17 protein-coding genes are annotated in these 21,502 nt (G+C 72.1%); 8 read left to right on the forward strand and 9 right to left on the reverse strand.

The genetic code is table 11. The annotated features are described in order from the left end of the window. Entirely contained in the window at positions 1-1,494 is a 1,494-nt protein-coding gene (locus ACYVF7_RS56265; RefSeq protein ID WP_460356388.1) for an FAD-dependent monooxygenase, read from the reverse strand. Positions 1,495-1,600: 106 nt separating this feature from the next. Between ACYVF7_RS56265 and ACYVF7_RS56270 the strand changes: the two genes are divergently transcribed. After that, entirely contained in the window at positions 1,601-2,332 is a 732-nt protein-coding gene (locus ACYVF7_RS56270; RefSeq protein ID WP_460356390.1) for a TetR/AcrR family transcriptional regulator, read from the forward strand. A gap of 46 nt (positions 2,333-2,378) precedes the next feature. Here the strand turns inward: ACYVF7_RS56270 and ACYVF7_RS56275 are convergent, their stop codons facing one another. From ACYVF7_RS56275 to ACYVF7_RS56300, 6 genes are all read right to left on the reverse strand, one after another. Then, positions 2,379-3,614, reverse strand: a complete 1,236-nt coding sequence (locus ACYVF7_RS56275; protein ID WP_460356392.1) for an RNA polymerase sigma factor — start codon at positions 3,612-3,614, stop codon at positions 2,379-2,381. Then, positions 3,611-3,934: a YciI family protein gene (locus ACYVF7_RS56280; RefSeq protein WP_460356393.1), complete on the reverse strand. Its 324-nt coding sequence runs from the start codon at positions 3,932-3,934 to the stop codon at positions 3,611-3,613. The genes ACYVF7_RS56275 and ACYVF7_RS56280 overlap by 4 nt, the downstream gene beginning before the upstream one ends. Positions 3,935-3,987: 53 nt before the next feature. Then, positions 3,988-4,353, reverse strand: coding sequence for a dihydrofolate reductase family protein (locus ACYVF7_RS56285; protein ID WP_460356395.1), 366 nt, complete (start codon positions 4,351-4,353; stop codon positions 3,988-3,990). A 45-nt stretch (positions 4,354-4,398) separates the two neighbouring features. Continuing rightward, a complete protein-coding gene (locus ACYVF7_RS56290; RefSeq protein WP_460356397.1) occupies positions 4,399-4,761 on the reverse strand; it encodes a hypothetical protein in 363 nt (120 codons plus the stop codon). Positions 4,762-4,839: 78 nt separating this feature from the next. Further along, positions 4,840-5,244 carry a cupin domain-containing protein gene (locus tag ACYVF7_RS56295; protein WP_460356400.1) on the reverse strand — a complete coding sequence of 135 codons (405 nt, stop codon included), beginning with the start codon at positions 5,242-5,244 and terminating at the stop codon, positions 4,840-4,842. A 94-nt stretch (positions 5,245-5,338) separates the two neighbouring features. Continuing rightward, complete coding sequence (locus ACYVF7_RS56300; RefSeq protein WP_460356402.1) at positions 5,339-6,643, reverse strand: FAD-binding oxidoreductase; 1,305 nt, start codon at positions 6,641-6,643, stop codon at positions 5,339-5,341. A 116-nt stretch (positions 6,644-6,759) separates the two neighbouring features. On the opposite strand from ACYVF7_RS56300, the gene ACYVF7_RS56305 reads away from it, so the two are divergent. The 3 genes from ACYVF7_RS56305 (at position 6,760) to ACYVF7_RS56315 (ending at position 11,389) form a co-directional block, all read left to right on the forward strand. Next, complete coding sequence (locus tag ACYVF7_RS56305; RefSeq protein ID WP_460356405.1) at positions 6,760-8,979, forward strand: BTAD domain-containing putative transcriptional regulator; 2,220 nt, start codon at positions 6,760-6,762, stop codon at positions 8,977-8,979. Then, the gene (locus ACYVF7_RS56310) at positions 8,954-10,066 is read left to right on the forward strand and encodes a hypothetical protein (protein WP_460356407.1); all 1,113 of its coding nucleotides are present in this window, start codon (positions 8,954-8,956) and stop codon (positions 10,064-10,066) included. Before ACYVF7_RS56305 ends, ACYVF7_RS56310 begins: the two co-directional genes overlap by 26 nt. 96 nt (positions 10,067-10,162) lie before the next feature. Continuing rightward, positions 10,163-11,389 (forward strand): amidohydrolase family protein, encoded by a 1,227-nt coding sequence (locus tag ACYVF7_RS56315; RefSeq protein ID WP_460356409.1) that lies wholly within the window; start codon positions 10,163-10,165, stop codon positions 11,387-11,389. Here the strand turns inward: ACYVF7_RS56315 and ACYVF7_RS56320 are convergent. Beyond that, entirely contained in the window at positions 11,368-12,147 is a 780-nt protein-coding gene (locus ACYVF7_RS56320) for a hypothetical protein (RefSeq protein ID WP_460356411.1), read from the reverse strand. The two genes, ACYVF7_RS56315 and ACYVF7_RS56320, sit on opposite strands and share 22 nt — an antisense overlap. An 860-nt stretch (positions 12,148-13,007) precedes the next feature. Here ACYVF7_RS56320 and ACYVF7_RS56325 point away from each other — a divergent pair. The 3 genes from ACYVF7_RS56325 to ACYVF7_RS56335 all read left to right on the forward strand — a co-directional run bounded on the left by ACYVF7_RS56325 (position 13,008) and on the right by ACYVF7_RS56335 (position 17,856). Beyond that, on the forward strand, positions 13,008-13,598 hold the full coding sequence (locus tag ACYVF7_RS56325) for a TetR/AcrR family transcriptional regulator (RefSeq protein ID WP_460356413.1): 591 nt from the start codon (positions 13,008-13,010) through the stop codon (positions 13,596-13,598). Positions 13,599-13,695: 97 nt separating this feature from the next. Next, positions 13,696-16,785 (forward strand): MMPL family transporter, encoded by a 3,090-nt coding sequence (locus ACYVF7_RS56330; RefSeq protein WP_460356416.1) that lies wholly within the window; start codon positions 13,696-13,698, stop codon positions 16,783-16,785. 231 nt (positions 16,786-17,016) lie between these two features. Continuing rightward, the gene (locus ACYVF7_RS56335; protein WP_460356419.1) at positions 17,017-17,856 is read left to right on the forward strand and encodes a YceI family protein; all 840 of its coding nucleotides are present in this window, start codon (positions 17,017-17,019) and stop codon (positions 17,854-17,856) included. Positions 17,857-17,954: 98 nt separating this feature from the next. On the opposite strand, the gene ACYVF7_RS56340 is transcribed toward ACYVF7_RS56335, so the two are convergent. Next, entirely contained in the window at positions 17,955-20,294 is a 2,340-nt protein-coding gene (locus tag ACYVF7_RS56340; RefSeq protein ID WP_460356421.1) for an MFS transporter, read from the reverse strand. Positions 20,295-20,627: 333 nt separating this feature from the next. On the opposite strand from ACYVF7_RS56340, the gene ACYVF7_RS56345 reads away from it, so the two are divergent. Beyond that, complete coding sequence (locus ACYVF7_RS56345) at positions 20,628-21,467, forward strand: GH25 family lysozyme (protein WP_460356424.1); 840 nt, start codon at positions 20,628-20,630, stop codon at positions 21,465-21,467. Positions 21,468-21,502: the final 35 nt, after the last annotated feature.

The raw sequence follows: 21,502 nt of genomic DNA on the forward strand, positions 1-21,502 counted from the left end.
TCACTCCCCCAACCAGCGTGTCAGGGCGGCTTCCAGGCCGGCGGTGTCACCGGCGCCGTCGGCCGACGCCCACGCCACGAAGCCGTCGGGACGCACCAGCAAGCCGCTCACCCCGGCGCCCTCCGAACCACCCCGGACCAGCTTCAGACGCCCGGCGTACGGCTTGGCCAGGGCCGCCAGTTCGTCGTCCCCGGCGAGATCGACGAGCAGGGCCCGGCCCTCATGGGTGTGGTCGGCGAGCCGTGTGCCGTCGTCCAGCCGCAGGTCGGGCATTGTCGCGCCGACCAGCGGATGGCCCTCCCCCAGGTCGTAGCGCTGCCACAGACCGGAGATCCGCTTCACGTAGTAGGTCGCCCCGTCCCGGGTGCCGAGGAAGTCGGAGACCACGCCCCTGAGCGCACGGGCGTCGCCGCGCATCACGGCCACCTGCGCACGCGTCCAGTCGAGCACCCAGGCGCCGATCGGGTGCCGTTCGCCGGTGTAGGTGTCGAGCAGGCCGTCGGGCGCCCACCCTCGTACGGTGGCGGCGAGTTTCCAGCCCAGGTTGACGGCATCGCCGAGCCCCAGGTTCAGGCCCTGGCCGCTGAAGGGCGAGTGCACGTGGGCGGCGTCCCCGCAGAGGAGCACGCGACCGCGCCGATAGTTCGTCGCCTGCCGCGCGTTGTCCGTGTAGCGCCCGGCGCTGATGACCTCGGTGACGCGGACGTCGACGCCGCTGACGCGCCGCAGACTGGCCTCGATCTCGGCCGCGGTGACCGGTGCCTGCCGGTCCGCCGGGGGGCCGTCGAACTCGACGGTGACCACACGACCCGGCGGCCGGTAGACGTAGACGCCGGTGGGGGTGTGCTGCCAGCCTCGCCCCAGGCGCTCCGCCCCCTCCACGGTGGCCACCGCCTGGCGGCCCGTGATCTGGGGGTCGGTCCCGGGGAACTCGAAGCCCGCCAGGCGCCGGACCAGGCTGCGGCCTCCGTCGCAACCGACGAGCCACGCCACGCGTACGTCGTCTCCGCCTTCCAGGTGGACGGTGACGCCGGCCTCGTCCGCGTCGAACCCACGCACCTCGACCCCGCGCCGGACCTCGACGCCGAGTTCTGCCGCGCGCTGACCGAGGATCCGCTCCACCTCGGCCTGCGGGACCATGACGTACCAGCCGTCCGGGCCACGGCCGCGCAGGCTGGGATCCTCCTCGTCGACGGGGTCTGCCGGGACCTGAATCCCGCCGAAGTGCCCGACGGAAGGCGCCCGCCCCGAACCGGGGGCGTCGGGGTACAGCCGCCGGACCACCGCCTCCAGAGCGGGGAGCAGGCCGCGCCGTTCGAAGGCCTCCGCGGAGGCGATGTTGATCGCTCCGGCCTTGACGGCGGTGTCGAGCTCCTCCCGCCGTTCGACGACGAGCACCCGGGCCCCCGCCAGCCGCAGTTCGGTCGCGAGCATCAGGCCGACCGGCCCGGCGCCGACCACGAGCACGTCGTGGTCCATCCGTTTCATCGACATCTGGTCCTCTTCTCTCCGCTGGAGTACTGACACGAACACTGTTCTATTTAGGAACAGTGTTCGTGTCAAGCGGAACTATGCTCGTACCTCGTCTAGACTGTGTCGCATGGCATCGCCTCCTCACCGACGGCGCGCGGCACGGCACCAGCAACCCCTGGCCGACGACACCGGCGCGACCCGTCGCGGACCGTCGGCGGGGCGCAAGAAGCCCATCACCGTCGACGCCATCATCGAGACCGCGTTCGGCATCATCGAGCGCGAGGGATATGACGCTCTGACGATGCGACGAGTGGCCGGCGCCCTCGAAACAGGTCCCGCGTCGCTCTACGCCCACGTGGTCAACAAGGAGGACCTGGACGACCTCCTCATCGGACGGCTCTGCGCCGAGATCGAGCTCCCCGAACCGGACCCGCGCACCTGGCGGGAGCAGATCATCAGCGTCTGCGCGCAGCTCCGCGACCAGTACCTGCGCTACCCCGGCATCTCCCTGGCGGCACTCTCCGTGGTCCCGACGAACCAGGAGACCCTGCGCGTGAGCGAGGGCATGCTCGGCATCGTGCTGGCGGGGGGCATCGCCCCGCAGACGGCCGCTTGGGCGATCGACGCCCTACTCCTCTACGTCAACGCCTTCTGCCGCGAGACCTCCCTGATCGGCAGGCACGCCGACCAGGAAGGGCGGGCCGTCAGCCGCGACGAGATGCTGCGCCGATTCGCCGCGCTGCCCGACACCTTCCCCAACACCAAGCGCCACGCGGCCGAGCTGACGTCCGGCACCGCCCTGGATCGATTCGAGTTCACCATCAACGTGATCCTGGACGGTCTCGGTCATCGCAAGTAGGGCCTGCGACCGGTGAGGTCGCGTATTCGATCGGGATCCGTGGGCGCTACCGCAGTTGGTCGCGGCGGCGGGTCAGGTAGGCGGTCTCGGCGGTGTTGCCGGCCAGTTCGATGGCTTTGTCGTAGGCCGCGCGTGACTGCTGACTTCGGCCCAGCAGGCGCAGCAGGTCGGCGCGGGTGGCGTGGTAGGCGTGATAGCCGGCCAGCTTGTCCTCAAGACGGTCGATGGCCGCCAGGGCCACCTGCGGGCCGTCGAGTTCGGCGACCGCGATGGCACGGTTGAGGGCGATGATCGGGGAGGGGTCGAGGCGGACGAGCTGGTCGTAGAGGGCGAGGACCTGTGACCAGTCGGTGTCGCGGATGTCGCGGGCGGAGGTGTGCACGGCGTTGATCGCGGCGAGGATCTGGTAGCGACCCGGGGCCGCCCCGGCGGCGGCAGCGGCGAGGCGCTCGCGCACCAGCCGGTGACCCTCGGCGATCAGCGCCGCGTCCCAGGCCCCACGGTCCTGCTCGTCGAGGGCGACCAGTTCGCCGCCGGCCGAGACCCGGGCGGTGCGGCGGGCCTCGGTGAGGAGCATCAGCGCCAGCAGCCCGGCCACCTCGCCGTCGTCCGGCAGGAGGGCACGGATCAGGCGAGTGAGCCGGATCGCCTCGGCGGTCAGGTCGTGACGCACCGGGTCGGTGTCGGGGCCGGTCGCCAGGTAGCCCTCGTTGAACACCAGGTACAGGACGGCGAGTACGCCGGAGACGCGTGCCGGGAGATCCTCGGCGGACGGCACCCGATAGGGGATGCGAGCCGCCTTGATCTTGGCCTTCGCGCGGGTGATCCGCTGCCCCATGGCACTCTCGGCCACCAGGAAGGCGCGGGCGATCTCGGGCACGGTCAGACCGCCGACCATGCGCAGCGTCAGCGCCAGGCGGGCCTCCATCGCCAGCGCCGGGTGACAGCAGGTGAAGATCAGCCGGAGCCGGTCGTCGTCGATGGCGCCGACAGGCTCGGGCGGGTCGTCGTCGTACACCATCTGAGCCTCCTTGTGCTTGTCGTCGCGCTTGTTCTCGCGCCGGATCCGGTCGATGGCCTTGCGGGCCGCGGTGGTGGTCAGCCAGGCGCCGGGGTTGGGGGGTACGCCGTCGGCCGGCCACCGCTCGACGGCGGTCGCGAACGCCTCGGCGGCCGCCTCCTCGGCGATGTCGAGGTCACCGAAGCGCCTGGTCAGGGCGGCGACCACCCGGGCCCACTCCTCGTGGTGGACCCGGGTGATCGTTTCCTCGACGTCGCTCACTGGAACGGCCGCACCTCGATCTTCCGATCGCAGACCTTCGACGCCTCGGCGGCGAGCTTGAGCGCCACATCCAGATCGGGGGCCTCCCACACCCAGACGCCGGCGAGGTACTCCTTCGACTCCACGAAAGGCCCGTCGCTGAACACCGCCTGCTCGCCCCGGTTGTCGATGACCGTGGCCGTGTCGGTGTCCGCGAGTCCGCCCGCGAAAACCCAGTAGCCCTCGGCGATGAGTCGTTCGTTGAACGCGCTGATGGCAGGCTGCCGGTCCGTGCTGCCGGGATTGCTCTTGTCATCGATCACAGAAACCAGGTACTGCATCTGAAGATCATCTCCTGTGGTGTGCAGACAGCGTGGTTCGGTGGTCAGGGATTTCAAGCCGTTGGCGCATACTGCGGGCGCCCGGCCGGCCGGTAGACCTGGATCGTCACTCCCTTGGAGTCGACGCGCGACTCGACCAGGTCGAGCGCGAGATCCGGGCCCGCGTCGGGGAACAACCGCGCGCCCTGGCCGACGACCACCGGGACGGTGATCAGAGTCATCTCGTCGACCAGATCGTTCTCCAGCAGCCACCGGGTCAGGATGCCACTGCCGTGCACCTGCAGCTCGCCCCCGGGCCGGGCCTTCAGTTCTCGGACGGCGGCCGCGACGTCTCCGGACAGGACGGTCGTGTCCGACCACACCGGATCGGTGAGCGTGGTCGACGCCACGTACTTGGGCCGTGTGTTCAACGCTTCCACGACGGATTCCCAGCCAGGGGCGTCCTGGACCGTAAAGGTCCCCCATCAGCCGGCGAACAGCTCGTAGGTCCGCCGCCCGAACAGGAACGCCTCGGCGCGCTGGTAGGTCTGGTTGATGAACGCGTGGGTCTCGTTGTCGCCCTTGCCCCGGGCCCATCCGCCGCGCTCGAATCCGTTCCTGCGGTCCTCATCCGACGCGCCGCCGTTTCCCTGCGTCACTCCGTCGACGGTCACCTGAGTCACGGTCGTCAGCTTCATGATCGCGGTTCCTTCGCCTTGGCGCCGCCCCTCGTGGGCGGCCTCACCCCTGCTACGAAGACCACCGCCCCGATCCGACACCGCCTCCCGGATTTCTTCGCGGAACTTTCCGGGACGCCGCGCGAGGGCGACCTCGTCGGTGGCGCTCATCGTGACGGAACGGTGGGTGGCGCTGACTCGACTTCATCGGCGCGCCAACGCCGACCACCGTTCCGTCGGCCATTGCGGCTAGGCGACCCGCAGGTGTCGGCGTTCGGCCAGCTCCTCCGCGCTGACCACGGTCAGAACCGGGGTGCCGGGCGGCGCGAACATGGTCACCACCAGCTGCGACTGCGCGTCCGCGAGGTTGTTACCGCCCTGGATGTGGATCACGTCGCCCCCGGGCTCGAACAGGGCGTCGCCGGCCTTGAGCACCCGGGGCGGCTGCCCCTCCAGCTCGAAGAGGATCTCGCCCTCGGTCACGTAGCCGAAGATCGGCCCGGGGTGCCGGTGCGGGGGCGCGCCTGGGTCACCGGGCGCCAGGGTGATCCGGATGGTCCTGGCCTCGGCGCCGGCGGCGATCCGGGACTCCGCGTCCGGCAGGCTCGCGAGAACCTCGACGCCCGGGGGCAGGTGTGCGTTCTCAGCACTCATGTATTTCCCTCCAAACAGAGACTGTCGCCAGCAAGGACCGGACGACCTCCCCGTTTGTGACAGCCTCCTGGTGCGTTGACCGTGCCGAGGCCGGTCAGCCGAGGACGGGGAAGTTGCTGCGGAAGGTGCCCTGGGGGTCGCGGTCACGCTTGAGGGCGCGGAGCCGGGCCAGGGTCTGCGGGGTGAAGGCACTGGCGGCGCGCTCCCCCGGTGCCAGCATGGTGAAGGGCTTGCGTCCGGTGGTGTACGCGGTGAGGGCCTCGGCGATGTGGTGCTGGCGGTCGCGGACGGCGTCGCCGTTCTGGCCGGGGACGCCGAACAGGTAGAGGGCGTACGGCTCGTCCAGGTGACCGGCGGCCGTGTCCGACGGGCGGGCCAGCGCGCCGCCGAGGTGGCGGAGCTGGACGCTGAGCAGCGGGTCGATGGGGCGTTCCAGCAGTGCGGCGGCGACCTCGTCGGTCAGCCCGGTCAGCAGCTCGGCACGGGACCGGCCGGGCCCGGGGTCGGTGGGTTCGGCGGTGATGGAGCCGAGGTCGGCGACCGGAAGCAGGCCGCGGGAGTCGGAGAGGCGGCCGGAGATCTTGTCGAGGGGGCGCAGCAGCGCCTCGGCGTCGCCGCCGTCGCCGAGGAAGGTCGCGTCGACCGCCACCAGCGGGGCGGCCCCGGGGAACCGCAGCAGGTCGTACCAGACGGTCAGCTCGTCGGGTGCGGCGCCGGTGATCTCGCGGTAGGCGTCCAGCACGGCGGGGGCCTGGTCGGCGGGCCACAGCATCCGGCCGCCGTACAGGACAGGCGCCGGGTGCAGCGCGAACTCGATGGCGGTGACGACGGCGAAGTCTCCGCCACCGCCGCGCAGCGCCCAGAACAGGTCGGGGTCGGTCGCGGCGGTCACGCGGGTGCGGGTGCCGGTGGCGTCGACGACCTCGAAGGCGCGGACGCTGCTGGAGGCGAAGCCGTGCTCGCGGCCGAACCAGCTCAACCCGCCGCCCAGCGTGTAGCCGGTGATGGTGACCACCGGGCTGCTGCCGGCGAGGCCGGTCAGGCCGTACGGGCTGGCGGCCTTCAGGACGCTGCCCCATGTCACTCCGGCGCCCACCCGGGCGATCCGCGCGCCGGGGTCGATGTCCAGGCCGTCCAGGCGGGTCGTACGCAGCAGGATCACCTCCCCGGTGTTGCCCGTGGCGCCGTGGCCGCTCGGCTGGGTGGCGACGGTCAGCCCGGCCAGGCGGGCGTACCGGACCAGGGCGGCCACGTCGTCTGCGTCGGCGGCCTCGACCACGGCTCGTACGGGCTGCTCGACCGCGAGGTTCCAGGGGCGGCGCGCCGCGTCGAAACCCTCGTCGCCGGCTGCGAGCACCTTGCCGCGCAGCACCTTGTGCAGTTCGTTCCTGATGTCCATTACGTCGCTCCCTTCGTCGTTACCCGGTTTCACCTTGTCCGGCGGCGTTTGGGACCCGACTGGGGCGGAGTTGGGGTGCCATAAGGTGACTGTTCGGCTGTTCGGTGAGGATGGTTATGACGACGGAACTGCAGTTCCGGCTGTTCGGCCCTCTCGAGGTGACCGCCGGTGAGCGCGGTGTCCTCGATCTCGGCACACGCAAGCAGCGGGCCCTGGTGGCGATGCTGGCGCTGGAGCCCGGACGGGTGGTCTCGCTGGACCGGCTGATCGAGGAGTTGTGGGCCGGAGAGCCGCCCGCCGGAGCGACCCGGACCTTGCAGGCCTACATCGCGCCCCTGCGCAAGACCCTCGAGCCCGAACGCCCGCCGCGGACCCCGCCGAAGGTGCTGCTGACCCGTGACCCGGGATACCTCCTCGCGGTCGCGCCGGGGCAGGTCGACCTGTGGCGGTTCACCGCCTGGGCGGAGGAGGGCCGGGCTGCGCTCGCCCGCGAGGCGTACGACACGGCGGTCGAGACGCTGGAGCGCGCCCTCGGCCTGTGGCGTGGGGATCCCCTGGTGGAGTTCGCCGAGCAGGAGTTCGCCCGGCCCGTCATCACCCGGCTGGCCGAGATCCGCGCCGCGACCCTGGAGAACCACGTCGACGCCCGGCTGGCTCTGGGTGAGGCCGCCTCCCTGGTCCCGGGGCTGGAGGAGCTCGTCGAGCAGGAGCCGTACCGGGAGCGCGCCTGGGCCCTGCTGGTGCTCGCGCTCTACCGGGCCGGCCGCCAGGCCGACGCGCTGGCGGCGCTGCGCCGGGTGCGGGCGCGGCTGGCGGACGAGCTCGGCCTGAGCCCCGGGCCGGAGCTGCGCGAACTGGAGCGCGCGGTGCTCGACCAGTCGCCGGAGCTGCGCCCTTCCGCGCCGCAGCCGACGCCGCGCGTTCCCGCAGCCCAGCCGACGCCGCACGTTGCCGCGCCCCAGCCGACGCCGCACGTTCCCGCAGCCCGGCCGGTCGGCGCCGACCGGCCCGAGCCCGAACCCGACCAGGAGCGGTTGATCGCAAGGTCGCCCCAGCTCGCGCTGGTGGAGCGGCGGCTGGGCGAGGCGCGGGGCGGCCGGGGCGGCACCGTCCTGATCACGGGTGAGGCGGGGATCGGCAAGACCCGGCTCGCCCAGGCCGCAGCCGACCTGGCCGCGGCGCGCGGCTTCCGGGTCGCCTGGGGACGGTGCGTGGACGGCACCGCACCGGCCTTCTGGCCATGGACGCAGATCCTGCGCGAGGCCGGCGACGAGTCGGGGCTGCTCTCCGCGAGGACGTTCGACCCCGGTCAGGATCCCGGCGCCGCGCTGTTCGGCCTGTACGACAGGGTCGTGGACGTCCTGGTAGAAGACGCTGCGCCGGTGGCGATCGTCGTCGACGACCTGCACTGGGCGGACGTCTCGTCGCTGCGGCTGCTGGACTTCGTCGCCGCGGCGACGGTACGGCACCCTCTGCTGCTGCTCGTCACCTCCCGGCCCGAGCCCGGCGACCACCCCGACGCGCTGCGCGACACGCTCGCCGTGCTGTCGAGGTCCGGCGAGCGGCTGGAACTGGGCCCGTTCACCGCCGGCGACGTGGCGTCCTACCTGCGCGCCAGGCGGGTCTCCGACGAGCCCGGCCTGGTCGCGACGCTGGTGGAGAGGACCGGCGGCAACCCCTTCTACCTCGGGGAGGTCCTGCGCCTGCGCGGGAGGGAGGAGGTGCCGAGCGGCGTACGGGACGTGATCGAACACCGCGTCGCCCGGCTGCCCGAGGAGACGCGCGCCATGCTGCGGTCGGCCGCCGTCGCCGGCCGCGACGTCGGCGTCGAACTGCTGGAGGCCGTCACCGACACCTCGGCCGAGCAGGTGATGGCCGCGCTGGAACCGGCCGTCGCGACCGGGCTGCTGGCCGAACCGCGCCGGCGCCGACTACCGGTTCTCGCACGCCCTCGTCCAGGAGGCGCTGTACGCCGGGCTCGGCCGGGTGGAACGGTCCCGGCTGCACCTGCGGGTGGGCGAGGCCCTGGAACCGGTGCTGCCCGAAGCCCAGTCGGCCACCCTGGCGCACCATTTCGCGAAGGCGGCCCGCCTGGGCGGGGCGGACAAGGCGGTCAGGTACGCCACCCGCGCGGCCCGGCACGCGGCCGGCCAGCTCGCCTACACCGAGGCCGTCGACTTCTGGGACCTGGCCCTGTCCGCTCTCCCGCCCGGCAGGGACGCCGAACGTGCCCGGCTCCTCACCGAACGAGGACAGGCCCACCGCGCCGTCGGACGGCCGCAGGACGCGCGGCGCGACTGGGAGGAGGCGGTGCGGCTCGCCCGGGGGATCGGTGACCGGGAGACGCTGATCCCGGCGGTCACCGCCATCGGCGGACCGTCCCTGTGGAACTGGCGCCCGTACGGCGTCGTCGACCGCGACATGGTCGCCGTCATCGAGGACCTGCTGGACGGCCCGCTCTCCGACGCCGACCGCGCCGCGCTGCTGGGCGCCCTCGCCCTGGAGCTGCACTACGGCCCGCGGAGCGCCGAAGGGGAACACCACGCCCTCCAGGCCCTGACGATCGCCCGCACGGTCGGCGACGCCCCGCTCCTGGCCCGCACGATGAACAACTACCTGCTCGCGGCGTTCCGGCCCGGCCGCAACGCCGAGCGGCGCGCGGTCGCCGAGGAGCTGGCGAACCTGCCCGGCCTGCCGGTCAGCGGCGAGGTCACGGCGCGGGTCTTCCTCATGTCCTGCCTGCTGCGCGACGGAGACCTGCCTGGCTGGGACCGCGAGCTGGCCCGCTGCGAGGCGCTGCTGGCCACGGCGCCACGGCCGGAGCTGGAGTCGATGGTGCGCATCGCGCAGACCGCCCGCAGCACCCTGGACGGCCGGTGGGACGAGGCCGAGTCCCTGCTCGGCCGGTACGGCGCCATGCGGTTCGGCTCGACGGTGTGGGGCAGCACGTTCCGGCGGCTCGTCACCACGTACACCTGCCGGCGCGCCCAGGGGCGGGTGGCCGAGATCCTCGACGAGCTCGTCACCGCCGCCGCCGATCCGCAGCTGGTGCCTCTGCGGCCCGTCGCCGTGCTCGCGGCCGTCGAGGCCGACCGGCCCTCGCTGGCCGGTGAGCTGATCGGCCGTTGGGGAACCGAGATCCCCGACGACTGGGTGGCCGACTTCCTTCTCCCGGTCTGGGGCCTGGTGGCCGCCCGTCTCGGCACTCCCGACCCCCGCGACCTGTACGAGCGGCTGGCCCCGTACGCGGAGCAGCTCGTCGTGGCCGGCATGGGCAGCGCCTGCTGGGGCTCCACCCACCTGGTGCTGGCCGAGCTGGCCGGCCGCCTGGGCGACCAGGACGCCGCCCGCGCCCACGCCGACGCGGCGCTGCGGACGCACCGGCGGCACGGGCTGACCTACTGGGAGTCACAGACCAGCTAGGCCAATCCGATCCCAGCTCGACCCCAGCCGGTCCAGGCCACTGTCGTCGTGCGGGACGCCGTCCGGGCGTCCTCGGAAACGGCTGGAGAGCGACAGATGAGCACTGTGATCGGCGATGTCCGCGTGTTCGACGGGGAGAAGGTGCTGCCCAGCGCCGACGTCCTGATCGAGGACGACCGCATCGCGCAGGTGGTCCGGCCCGGCGCGCTGCCGCCCGCCGTCCTGGCGTCGGCCACCCGCGTCGACGGCACCGGACGCACCCTGCTGCCGGGCCTGATCGACGCGCACACGCACGCCTTCGACGGCAGCCTCGCCCAGGCCCTCCGGTTCGGGGTCACCACCGAACTCGACCTGTTCGCCATGCCGGGCAACGTCGCCCGGCTCCGCCGCACCGCCGCCACCGACGACGCCGCCGACGTGCGTACCGCCCAGGTCGGCGCCACCGCCCCGGGCGGCCACCCCATCCAGATCATGGGCGAGCTGTACGGTCCCTTCGACACCGTGGCCCGTCCCGACCAGGCCGAACCCTTCGTCCAGGCCCGGCTCGACGGTGGCGCCGACTACCTCAAGATCGTCATCGACGACGGCTCATCCGGGGGCGGCTCCCTGCCCTGCCTCGATCCCGCCACCGTCACGGCCCTGGTCGAGGCCGGGCACGCGGCCGGGCTGACCACCATCGCGCACGTCGCGACCGCCCGCGACACCGCCGTCGCGCTGGACGCCGGCATCGACGGCCTGGCCCACATCCACACCGACGGCGACGGCGAACGCATCGCGTCCCTCGCCGCCGCGTACGGCGTCTTCGTGATCGGCACCCTGTCCTTCACCGAGGCCATCACCGGCACCGAGGGCCGCGAACTGTGGCGGGACGACCGCGTCTGGAGCCGGCTCGACGAGCGGGCCCGCGCCGCCGCCACCGCGGACCTCAGCGGCTTCCCCATCGACCCCGACGGGATCGTCAACGCCCTGGAGACCGCCGCCGCCATGCACGCCGCCGGGGTCCCCCTCCTCGCCGGGACGGACGCCAACAACGGACCGCACGGCGGGTTCCTCGCCCTGCACGGCGCCAGCGTCCACCGCGAACTCGTCCTGCTCACCAAGGCCGGGCTCAGCCCCGAACAGGCGCTGGCCGCGGCCACCAGCGTCCCGGCCCGGCACTTCGGCCTGACCGACCGCGGGCGCGTCGCCCCCGGCCTGCGCGCGGACCTCGTCCTTGTCGACGGAGACCCCACCACGGACATCACCGCGACCCGCGCCATCACGGACGTCTGGCGCCGCGGCGCCCGCCACCAGGGGGTCGATCAGAGGCGGTTCCAGGCGTAGGTGGGCAGGGAGTGGGTGCTGGCGATCGGCTTCCACAAGGCGATCACCTGGCGCTTGGCAGGACCGGCCTTGTCGTTGGCGGCGATGGCGTTCTTGTACGCCCCCGTCAGCGGGGCGACCTTGGCGCCGCAACCCCGTGCCCGCACCCCCTGCGCCCACGTCAGGTACGCCCGATCGGCCTTGAGGGAGTGCTGGTACGCGCCGATCATCGACTGGCGGAGTCGCGGTCCGGCGGGCAGCCGGTCGACCTTGAGGCCTCTCGTCTGGGAGAGCTCCTGCTGCCGATCCCGGACGACCTGCTGGAAACCGGCGACGCCCGCGGACACGTCATCGCACGTCCGCAGGCGGGCCGGCAGATGCCCACGCGCCACCTGACCGGACTTCAGGACCTGGTCGACGGCGGCGGCCTGCTGCGCGGCGCCCTCGGCACCCGGCTTCTGCTGCGCGGCGGGCGTCTTGGCCGCGGATCCCCGTGTCAGGACGAAGGCCAGGCCTCCGAAGAGCACGACCGCGACGGCGATCCCTCCCCCCAGCAGCAGCATCCGATTCCGTCCCATGCCGCTCCCCGACGGGGACTCCGCGGTCTCCCCGGCGACCGGCGGAACGGCCTGGTCCCAGCCGCCCGGGTATCCGGGCGGCGGCATCGGACCAGGCCCCGGCGGGCCGAAACCCGGTCCATTGGCGTCGGGCGCGTACGGCATCGGGTCCGTCCCCGGCCGGCCGAAGCCCTGTCCGGCGGCGTCGGGCGCGTACGGCATCGGGGGGCCGAAACCCTGTCCGGCGGCGTCGTACGCGTTCGGCGTCGGGCCTGTCCCCGGAGGGCCGAGACCCTGACCGGCGGCGTCGGGCGCGTACGGCCCTGCACCGGGCCCCGGAGGGCCGAGACCCTGGCCCGCGGCGTCGGGCGCGTACGGCCCCGCACCAGGCTCCGGCGGGGCGGGATTCCACCCGGCTGGGGGATATTCGGGCGTTACGGGGCCGGCAGCCGGAATGTCCAGGCGTTGCGTGGCATTACCGGGATCGGGCTCGCCGGTGCCGCCGGCCGCAGGATGGTCGGGCCGTACACTCCCAGGAGTCTCCGGCCCCACGTCCCAGACCTGGGCCGGCAGTGGCTCGGTTCGCGGGTTCGTCGACGAGTCAGCGGTGAAAGGCGGTTGTGAGCCGGAATGCTCCTCCGCCGGTGGGAGCGCCGCACCGCACTGTGTGCAGGCGGGCAGTCCTGAGGGCACCTCGATCTCGCATGCCGGACACTTCATGCATGATCCTTCCTCGTTGACCGTTTCGCACGAGGAAGAACATTGTGCCGTTCGGCTGCGGTGAGTGGTCGCCCGGGGCCGAACCGTCGTCGAGGGGGTCAGGGCGTGGCGGGATTCCACAGGTCGAAGGCGTTGGGCTGGCCCGCCTTGAAGCGGCGGTCATCGTCGTCGTAGAAGCCCTGAAACTCGGTGTGTGGCGTTGCGCACGCAAACAAACATGACTGTCTTCCAGAGATCCCGAACAGACGTGATGCAGCACACGTACGAAACGGTTTCGTTTCGCTTACTCCCGGGGTATCTTCATGGACGTGCGGAGGCGCCGTACGGAACACGGCGCCGTTCGGAGCTGAAGGGTGAGTGGCATGACTGAGGTCGCAGCGCCGCGTCGCAGTCGGATCACGCCTGAGCGTGAGGCCGAGCTGTACGAGGCCGTGCTCACTCTGCTCCGCGAAGTCGGCTACGACTCGCTCACCATGGACACCGTGGCCGCACGCACCCGGTCCAGCAAGGCGACGCTCTACCGCCAGTGGGGCGGCAAGGCCGAGCTGGTCGCCAAGGCGATTCGCCACGGCAAACCGGGCCGCATCGCCGACGTCGACACCGGGTCGCTGCGGGGCGACCTACACGCCCTCATATCCCACGAGGACGACCCCGCCATGGAACGGAGCTCCTCGCTGATGCGCGGTCTGGCCATGGCGATTCACCACAACGCGGACCTCCGGAAGGCGTTCCGGGAGCAGCTCATCGAACCGGAGATGGCGGAGTTCCGCCGGGTGTTCCAGCGTGCCGTCGACCGCGGCGAGGTCCGCGCGGACAACCCCGCGCTGAACTACATGGTGCACATGCTGCTCGGCGCGTTCGCCGCCCGTGACCTGATCGACGAGGAGCCGCCGACGCAGGCGTTCCTCCATTCGTACCTCGACGCCGTGGTCCTGCCGGCTCTCGGCGCCTGACCCTTCCCCTTCTCCCACGTCCCAAGCCGTACCTGACGCGGCCGCTCACGTCGTCGCGCGGTCCGCCATGCCCTGAACCGACCGGGGGTACCTCTCCGTGGCCACCTTCCTCTACAGACTCGGCCGATTCGCCTTCCGGCGACGGCACTTCGTCGCACTCGCCTGGGTGTTGCTGCTGACCGTCGTCGGCGTCGCGGCGGCCAACGCACCCTCCGCCGGCGGATCGTCCTTCTCGATCCCCGGCACCGAGGCCCAGAAGGCCTTCGACCTGCTGGACCAGCGCTTCCCCGGCATGAGCGCGGACGGAGCGACGGCGCGTGTCGTCTTCAAGGCCCCTGCGGGCCAGAAGATCACGAGCGCCGCGAACAAGGCGTCCGTCGAGCAGACCGTCAAGGAGCTCGGTGGAGGCGCCGAGGTCGGCGCCGTCACCGACCCGTTCACGTCGCACGCGGTGAGCCAGGACAGGACGATCGCGTACGCGCAGGTGAAGTACACGGTCGCGTCCATGACGATGAAGGACTCGACCAAGGACTTCCTGAAGAAGACGGTGGAAGAGTCCCGGCACGCCGGGCTGACCGTCGAGGTCGGCGGCGACGCGCTCCAGGCGACGCCCGAGACAGGATCGGGAGAGATCGTCGGCGTCGCCATCGCGGCGGTCGTCCTCGTCATCACCCTGGGCTCGATCGTCGCGGCCGGGCTGCCGCTGCTGACCGCGCTCATCGGCGTCGGCATCGGCGTCGCGGGCATCACGGCCCTGGCCAAGGCACTCGACCTGGGCTCCACCACTTCCACGCTGGCCATGATGATCGGCCTCGCCGTCGGCATCGACTACGCCCTGTTCATCGTCTCCCGCTACCGGGCCGAACTGGCCGAGGGCCGCGAGCGCGAGGAAGCGGTCGGGCGGGCCGCCGGCACCGCGGGCTCGGCGGTGGTCTTCGCCGGGCTGACGGTCGTGATCGCGCTCGTCGGCCTCGCGGTCGTCAACATCCCGATGCTGACCAAGATGGGCATCGCGGCGGCGGGCACGGTCGCGATCGCGGTGCTGATCGCGCTGACGATGATCCCGGCGCTGCTCGGGTACGCGGGACGCAGGATCCAGCCGGCCGGCGAGAAGAGCAGGCTGCTGGGCGGGAAGAAGGCCAGGCACTCCGCGGGAGCCGAGGCCAAGCCCAACATGGGCACCCGCTGGGCGACCTTCGTCGTCCGCCGCCCGGCCGCCGTCCTGCTGCTGTGCATGATCGGCCTGGGTGTGGCGGCCGCTCCGGTGAGCCGGCTTCAGCTCGGGCTGGGCGACGATGGCACGCAGCCGACGTCCACGACCCAGCGGCGGGCGTACGACCTGCTATCGGAGGGCTTCGGACCCGGCTTCAACGGCCCGCTGATGGTCGTCGTCGACGCGAAGTCCAGCGGCGACCCGAAGGCGGCCGCCACCACGGTGGCCGACGGCATCAGGGGACTGGGGGACGTCGCGACGGTCACGCCGGCGATGTTCAACAAGGCCGGCGACACGGCGACGATCACCGTCATACCGGCTTCGAAGCCGTCATCGAAGCAGACCGAGGACCTGGTGCACGCCATCCGTGACAAGGCCGACGGCGTCAAGGCCGACACGGGCGCGCGGATGCTGGTCACCGGCACGACGGCGATGAACATCGACTTCTCGCAGAAGCTGTCCGACGCGCTGATCCCGTACCTGAGCCTGGTGGTCGGCCTCGCCTTCCTGCTCCTGATGGTGGTCTTCCGCTCGATCCTGGTCCCGCTGAAGGCCGCGCTGGGCTTCCTGCTGTCGGTGCTGGCGGCGCTGGGCGCCGTGGTCGCGGTCTTCCAGTGGGGCTGGCTGGCCGGCCTGTTCGGCGTCGAGCAGACCGGGCCGATCATGTCGATGATGCCGATCTTCATGATCGGGGTGGTCTTCGGCCTGGCCATGGACTACGAGGTGTTCCTCGTGACCCGGATGCGCGAGGCGTACGTCCACGGTGAGCGGCCCAAGCAGGCCGTGGTGACCGGCTTCAAGCACGGCGCCCGGGTGGTCACGGCCGCCGCGATCATCATGATCGCCGTCTTCTCCGGCTTCATCGGCGCCAGCGAGTCGATGATCAAGATGATGGGCTTCGGCCTGGCGATCGCGGTGTTCTTCGACGCGTTCATTGTCCGGATGGCCATCGTCCCGGCGGTCCTGGCCCTGCTGGGCAAGGCGGCCTGGTGGCTCCCGAAGTGGCTGGACCGCGTCCTGCCCAACGTGGACGTGGAGGGCGAGGGCCTGCGTGCGCGGGCCGAGGTCTCGGAGATCTCGTTCGCCGAGCCGCAGCCCGTACGGGAGCCGGTGCTGGTCGGCGCCGGGGCTCCGCAGGCCCAGCTGCAGCCGTTGGCCGCGTACGCCTCGGCGGGCGGCGGGGACGCCGTCCCGGCGGCGGGCGGGCCGTCCATCGGCGGTCAGGTGCGCGGTTCGGAGGGCGCGGGCGTCGGCGGAGCCACGCTGACGCTCGTCTCCCTCACCGGGCGCCAGCTCGGCCGGGCCGTCGCCCGGACCGACGGCCGGTACAGCCTCGACGCGCCGGGCTCCGGCTCGTACATCCTGATCGCGGTCGCCGACGGTCACCAGCCGCAGGCGTCCACCGTGGTGGTCTCCGACGGCGCGGAGCCCGTGACCTACGACGTGCTGCTGGCCGGGACCAGTGGGCTGGCCGGCACCGTGACCGACGCGGACCGCCACCTGCCGGTCGAGGGCGCGATGGTCGCGGTGACCGATGTGCGCGGCGAGGTGGTCGCGAGGGCCGAGTCCGACCACAGGGGCACCTTCCTGATCACCGAGCTGCCCGCCGGCGACGTCACCGTCGCCGTCAACGCGGCCGGCCACCGGCCCACCGCGCTGCCGGTCCTGATCTCCGGTACGGGCATGACCCGGCTGGAGGTCGTCCTGCGGTCCGGTGTTCAGCTGCAAGGCGTCGTACGGGCCGGCGTCGGCCGGAACCCGCTGCCGGACGCCCGGGTCACCCTGGTCGACGCGGCGGGCAACGTGGTCAGCACCGCCACCACCGGGTCGGACGGCGCGTACGCCTTCACCGACCTGGACGCGGGCGAGTACCTGCTGATCGTCGGCGGCTACCCGCCGATCGCCACCGCGCTCACCGTCGACGGCACGGGGACGGACGGCTTCGACCTGGAACTGAGCCACCCCGAGGGGTGACACCCGGCCCGCCGGTCCGTACGGCCACGCGGGCGTGCGGGCCTGCGGCCGGGGTCCCGGCCCGGGTCGGCCCCGGCCCGGGTCGGCCCCGGGCCGGGGCGGCCTGACCGGGGCGGCCTGACCGGGACGGCCTGACCGGGACGGCCTGACCGGGACGGCCTGACCGGGCCCGACCGGGGCGGCCTCGGCCGGGCCCGAAGCACATCACAGGACTTCGAGGGGAGAGCGACCATGAGCACCACCGGAACGGGCGGCGGCCTGCGGGCCCGGGTCCGTACCAAGGACGGCTGGGCCGTCCCGCACGCCGCGCTGACCGTCACCGACATGACGGGACAGCAGGTGCTGCGCGAGACGGCGTCCGACGAAGGCGTCGTCCGGACCGGCGACCTGGCGCCCGGCACGTACACGGTGATCGTCACCGCCGTCGGCTACAGCCCGGCCGCCTCCACCGCCATCGTGACCGCCTCAGGCGCCGATCTCGGCTCCCTCACCCTGGCCCGCGCCGGTGGCGTCGACCTCCCGCCGCCCGGCCCCTGGACCATCGACCCGGCCCACTCCTCCGTACGCGCGATCGCCCAGCATCTCGGGCTGACCAGCGTGCACGGCCGGTTCATGGAGTTCGGCGGCCGGATCGAGATCGGCGAGAACCCGCTGGCGTCCGGCGTCGAGGCGGTCATCGAAGCCGCCTCGATCGACACGGGCAACCGGATGCGCGACGGTCACCTGCGTTCGCCGGACTTCCTCGACGCCGAAGTCCATCCCAAGATCACCTACCGCAGTACGGGCATCACCCCGGCGGTCGGCGAGGCCCGCTGGACGGTCCACGGCGAACTCGCCCTGCACGGCGTGGTCCGCCCCGTCGACCTGGACCTGTCGTACCTCGGCACCGGCCCTGACCCGTGGGGCGGAATCCGGGTGGCGTTCCGCGCCGCCACCGAACTGCGGCGTGAGGACTTCGCGATGAACTACAACCAGGTCGTCCAGGCCGGGATCGCCGCCGTCGGCACGACTCTGCGGGTGGAACTCGACGTCCAGGCCGTCCAGGGCGACCAGTTGCCACCCGCCTCCTGATGCCGCAGGGGCCCGGTCAGGCCCCTGAACCGCCCGGGGCCCGGACGCCGCAGCGTCCGGGCCCCGGGCATGACCGTCCGGTGGGGATGAGCCGTGGCCTACGCCTGCTCGTGGCCCAGCAGGATGTCGACGCCGTCCTGGCCGCCGCTCAGCGTGATCGGTGTGGCCACCGGCGGGTAGCCACTGGCGATCACGGTGTACTGCTCGCTGGACAGGTCGGTGAAGGAGTAGCTCCCGTCGGCTCCGGTGGTGCGCGTCCCGACGACGTTGCCCGCGGCGTCCAGCAGGGTGACCCGGGCGTCGTCCAGCGCCCGGCCGTCCCGGGTGTGCACCGTCCCCCGCAGGCTCGCCCCGCCGAGAAGCTCGATGTCGCAGCGGGTCACCTCGGCGGAGACGGTCGCCGGCTCGGCGGCCGGGCGGTGGCCCGGCGCGCTGACGGTGACCGTGTAGTCGCCGGGCAGCAGGTCGTCGATCCGGTAGCCGCCGTCGTTCCCGGTGACGGCGGAGGCCGCCACCTCGCCGCGCTGGTCGGTGGCCACCACCACGGCGCCGGGCACGGGACCGCCGTCCCCGCCGCGGACCGTACCGGCCACGCCGCCTGTACTGGCGAGCATCACGAGATCGTAGGAGATCGGTGCGCCGGTCACGGTCAGGGTGGCGACCTGTGGCTGGTGACCGGGCGCCGAGCCGATGAGGACGAGGGCGCCGCGCTCGAAGGTGTCCACCGCGTACGAGCCGTCCTCCCGCGAGGTGGCACGGGCGACCTGGTGGCCCGCCGAGTCGAGCACGGTGATCGCGGTGCGCGGCACGGGCGCGCCCGCGCCGTCCCGTACCCGGCCACGGATGATGCCCGCTCCGGCCGTCTCCGGGCGCGCGGGCGCGGGACCGGCCGGTGTGGGGGCCGCGGCGTGGGTCCGAGCCGGGGAGTCCTGCGCGGTGTGGGTCTGAGCCGGGGAGTCCTGCGCGGCTGCCGCTCTGGAGTTCTTCTTGCGGCGGAAGAACAGCACCGTGACGAACGCGGCGAAGGCGAAGAAGCCGGCCGACCACCAGTAGGCGGTGGAGAAGCTGTGCAACGCCGCGTTCGCCTTGACCTGCGGGTCGGTCAGGTGGTGCTTCGCGTAGTGGGTGGCGGCGCTGGTGGCCAGGGTGTTGAGCAGCGCGGTGCTGACCGAGCCGCCCACCTGTTGTGTGGTGTTGACGGTCGCCGAGGCCACGCCCTGGTCGCTCGCCTGCACGCCCAGGGTGGCGTAGCTCATGGCCGCGGGCATCGCCAGCCCGATACCCCCGCCCATCATCAGCAGCGGCGGAAGCACATGCTTCGCGTAGGTGCTGTCCAGGCCGAGACGGGTCAGCCAGACCATGCCGCCCGCCGCCAGCAGCATGCCGACGGGCACGATCACCTTGGGGCCGATCTTCGGCACCAGCAAGTTGACCGACAACTGCGCCATCACCATCAGCGCAGCCACCATCGGCAGGAAGGCCAGGCCGTTCTTGACCGGCGAGTATCCCAGGGTCCCCTGCAGGTAATAGGTGAGGAAGAGGAAGACGCCGAACATCCCGGCGGACGAGATGAGCACGGTCGACAGGGCGCCGGCGCGGTCGCGGTCGGCCAGCACGCGCAGCGGCAGCAAGGGGTGCTTCGCCCAGCGCTGCCGGAGGAAGAACGCCACGAGGAGAACGCCGCCTCCGGCGAGGAAGCCCCAGGTCATCCAGTTGCGCCAGGAGTGCGTGTCCGCGTTGGCGAAGCCGTACACGACGCCGAACAGCCCGCCGGAGGCCAGGAGGACACCGAAGACGTCCAGCTTCGGCCGGTGGGTCGGGACGGAGCGGCTGATGAAGGCGATCGCACCGATCAGCGCGAGGACCGCGATGATGTCGTTGACGTACAGCGTCCAGCGCCAGTTCAGGTACTCGGTGAGCAGGCCGCCGAGGACCAGGCCGACGGCGGCGCCGGAGCCGGCGATGGCGCCGAATATGCCGAACGCCCTGGCGCGTTCCTTGGGTTCGGTGAACGTCGTGGTGAGCAGGGAGAGCGCCGCGGGTGCCAGCAGGGCGCCGAACAGGCCCTGCGCCACGCGCGCGACGACCAGCATGGTGAAGCCGTTGGCCGCGCCGCCGACCGCCGAGGCGGCGGCGAACCCGACGATGCCGATGATGAAGGTCGTCTTGCGGCCGAAGAGGTCGGCGAGCCGCCCGCCGAGCAGCAACAGACTGCCGAAGGCCAGGGAATACGCGGTGACGATCCACTGCCGCCCGGTGTTGTCGAACTCCAGGGCCTTCTGGGCGGACGGCAGCGCGATGTTCACGATCGTCGCGTCGAGCACCACCATCAACTGGGCCAGGCCAATCACGGCCAGCGCGAACCAGCGATGCTTCGCGTGCGGGTGCGCCTGGCCGGACGGCCTGGTCAAGGCGGCGTCGACCTGGGTGGATGACATGGACTTCCCCCCTCACTGGGCTCGTATGGCTCAGTGGTGCGTCGCTATCGATGTGATCCGAAACGGATTCGTACCGTAACGCTAGGTACCCAGACTACGAAACGCAATCGTTTCGATCGCCCTCACGCCATTTGTGGTGCAGGTCACGGGCTGGGGCGGCTGTGGTCAATCCCGCTACACAGCCCGCCATGATCATTTTTCGGGATGATCGGTAAGAGCGGCAGCAGCCGCCGGAACCACTGATGGGACGCCGCCGACTCACGGAAGGAAGGAGCGTTGCGCGCCGGCTCCCCTGATCAGCCTGTCACTGTTTCCTCGCAAAGGAGCGTTTCCATGCGTTCAACTCGGCGCACGCGCCGTCTCGTCACCACTCTCGCCGCCGGGACGGCGCTCGCGTGCGGTGCGCTGACCGCCGGCACGGCGGCGGCCGCCACGCCCAGACCCGGTGGCGGGCTCGCCCACCCCGACCAGGACCACGCCGGAGGCGCGGCCGCACGGCACGGGCAGTCGGTACGTGCCGCGGCCGCCCCGGACGGGATCCCCGGCCTGGACGTCAGCGGATGGCAGGGCAACGTCGACTGGAACGCGGTCAAGGCCAACGGCGCGGAGTTCGCGTACGTGAAGGCGACCGAGAGCACGACGTACCACAGCTCCTTCTTCCCCCAGCAGTTCAACGGCGCCCACGACGTGGGCATCGTGCGGGGTGCCTACCACTACGCGATCCCCAACAAGGCGAGTGGTGCCGCCCAGGCCGACTACTTCGTCGACAACGGCGGCGGCCAGACCGGCGACGGCCTGACCCTGCCCGGCGTGCTCGACATCGAAGACGACCCCTACACCGACACCGACGGCACCAACAAGTGCTTCGGCCTCACGCCGGACCAGATGACCGGCTGGATCCGTGACTTCCTGAACGAATACCACGCACGTACGGGCTGGAACGCGGTCATCAACACCTTCACCGAATGGTGGAACGACTGCACCGGCGGCTCCACCGAGTTCGCCGCCGACCACCCACTGTGGATCAACAACCACGGCGACACACCCGGCCCCCTGCCCACCGGCTGGACCAGGCAGGCCATCTGGCAGTGGGCCGACAACGGCGTGTTCCCCGGCGACCAGGACGTCCTCAACACCGACACCTACAAGAAGCTGCTCGCGCAGAAACGCTGAGCGATGCGCGTGGCCGCTCCGCATGGGCGGGAGCG

Source organism: Actinoallomurus acanthiterrae, from assembly GCF_054775715.1.

Bases quoted from the DNA above. Each gene is read 5' to 3' on its own strand.
- ACYVF7_RS56265 (WP_460356388.1), bottom strand. From the start codon at position 1,494: ATGTCGATGAAACGGATGGACCACGACGTGCTCGTGGTCGGCGCCGGG.
- ACYVF7_RS56270 (WP_460356390.1), top strand. From the start codon at position 1,601: ATGGCATCGCCTCCTCACCGACGGCGCGCGGCACGGCACCAGCAACCC.
- ACYVF7_RS56280 (WP_460356393.1), bottom strand. From the start codon at position 3,934: ATGCAGTACCTGGTTTCTGTGATCGATGACAAGAGCAATCCCGGCAGC.
- ACYVF7_RS56290 (WP_460356397.1), bottom strand. From the start codon at position 4,761: ATGAGCGCCACCGACGAGGTCGCCCTCGCGCGGCGTCCCGGAAAGTTC.
- ACYVF7_RS56295 (WP_460356400.1), bottom strand. From the start codon at position 5,244: ATGAGTGCTGAGAACGCACACCTGCCCCCGGGCGTCGAGGTTCTCGCG.
- ACYVF7_RS56300 (WP_460356402.1), bottom strand. From the start codon at position 6,643: ATGGACATCAGGAACGAACTGCACAAGGTGCTGCGCGGCAAGGTGCTC.
- ACYVF7_RS56305 (WP_460356405.1), top strand. From the start codon at position 6,760: ATGACGACGGAACTGCAGTTCCGGCTGTTCGGCCCTCTCGAGGTGACC.
- ACYVF7_RS56315 (WP_460356409.1), top strand. From the start codon at position 10,163: ATGAGCACTGTGATCGGCGATGTCCGCGTGTTCGACGGGGAGAAGGTG.
- ACYVF7_RS56320 (WP_460356411.1), bottom strand. From the start codon at position 12,147: ATGCCGTACGCGCCCGACGCCGCCGGACAGGGCTTCGGCCGGCCGGGG.
- ACYVF7_RS56325 (WP_460356413.1), top strand. From the start codon at position 13,008: ATGACTGAGGTCGCAGCGCCGCGTCGCAGTCGGATCACGCCTGAGCGT.
- ACYVF7_RS56335 (WP_460356419.1), top strand. From the start codon at position 17,017: ATGAGCACCACCGGAACGGGCGGCGGCCTGCGGGCCCGGGTCCGTACC.
- ACYVF7_RS56340 (WP_460356421.1), bottom strand. From the start codon at position 20,294: ATGTCATCCACCCAGGTCGACGCCGCCTTGACCAGGCCGTCCGGCCAG.
- ACYVF7_RS56345 (WP_460356424.1), top strand. From the start codon at position 20,628: ATGCGTTCAACTCGGCGCACGCGCCGTCTCGTCACCACTCTCGCCGCC.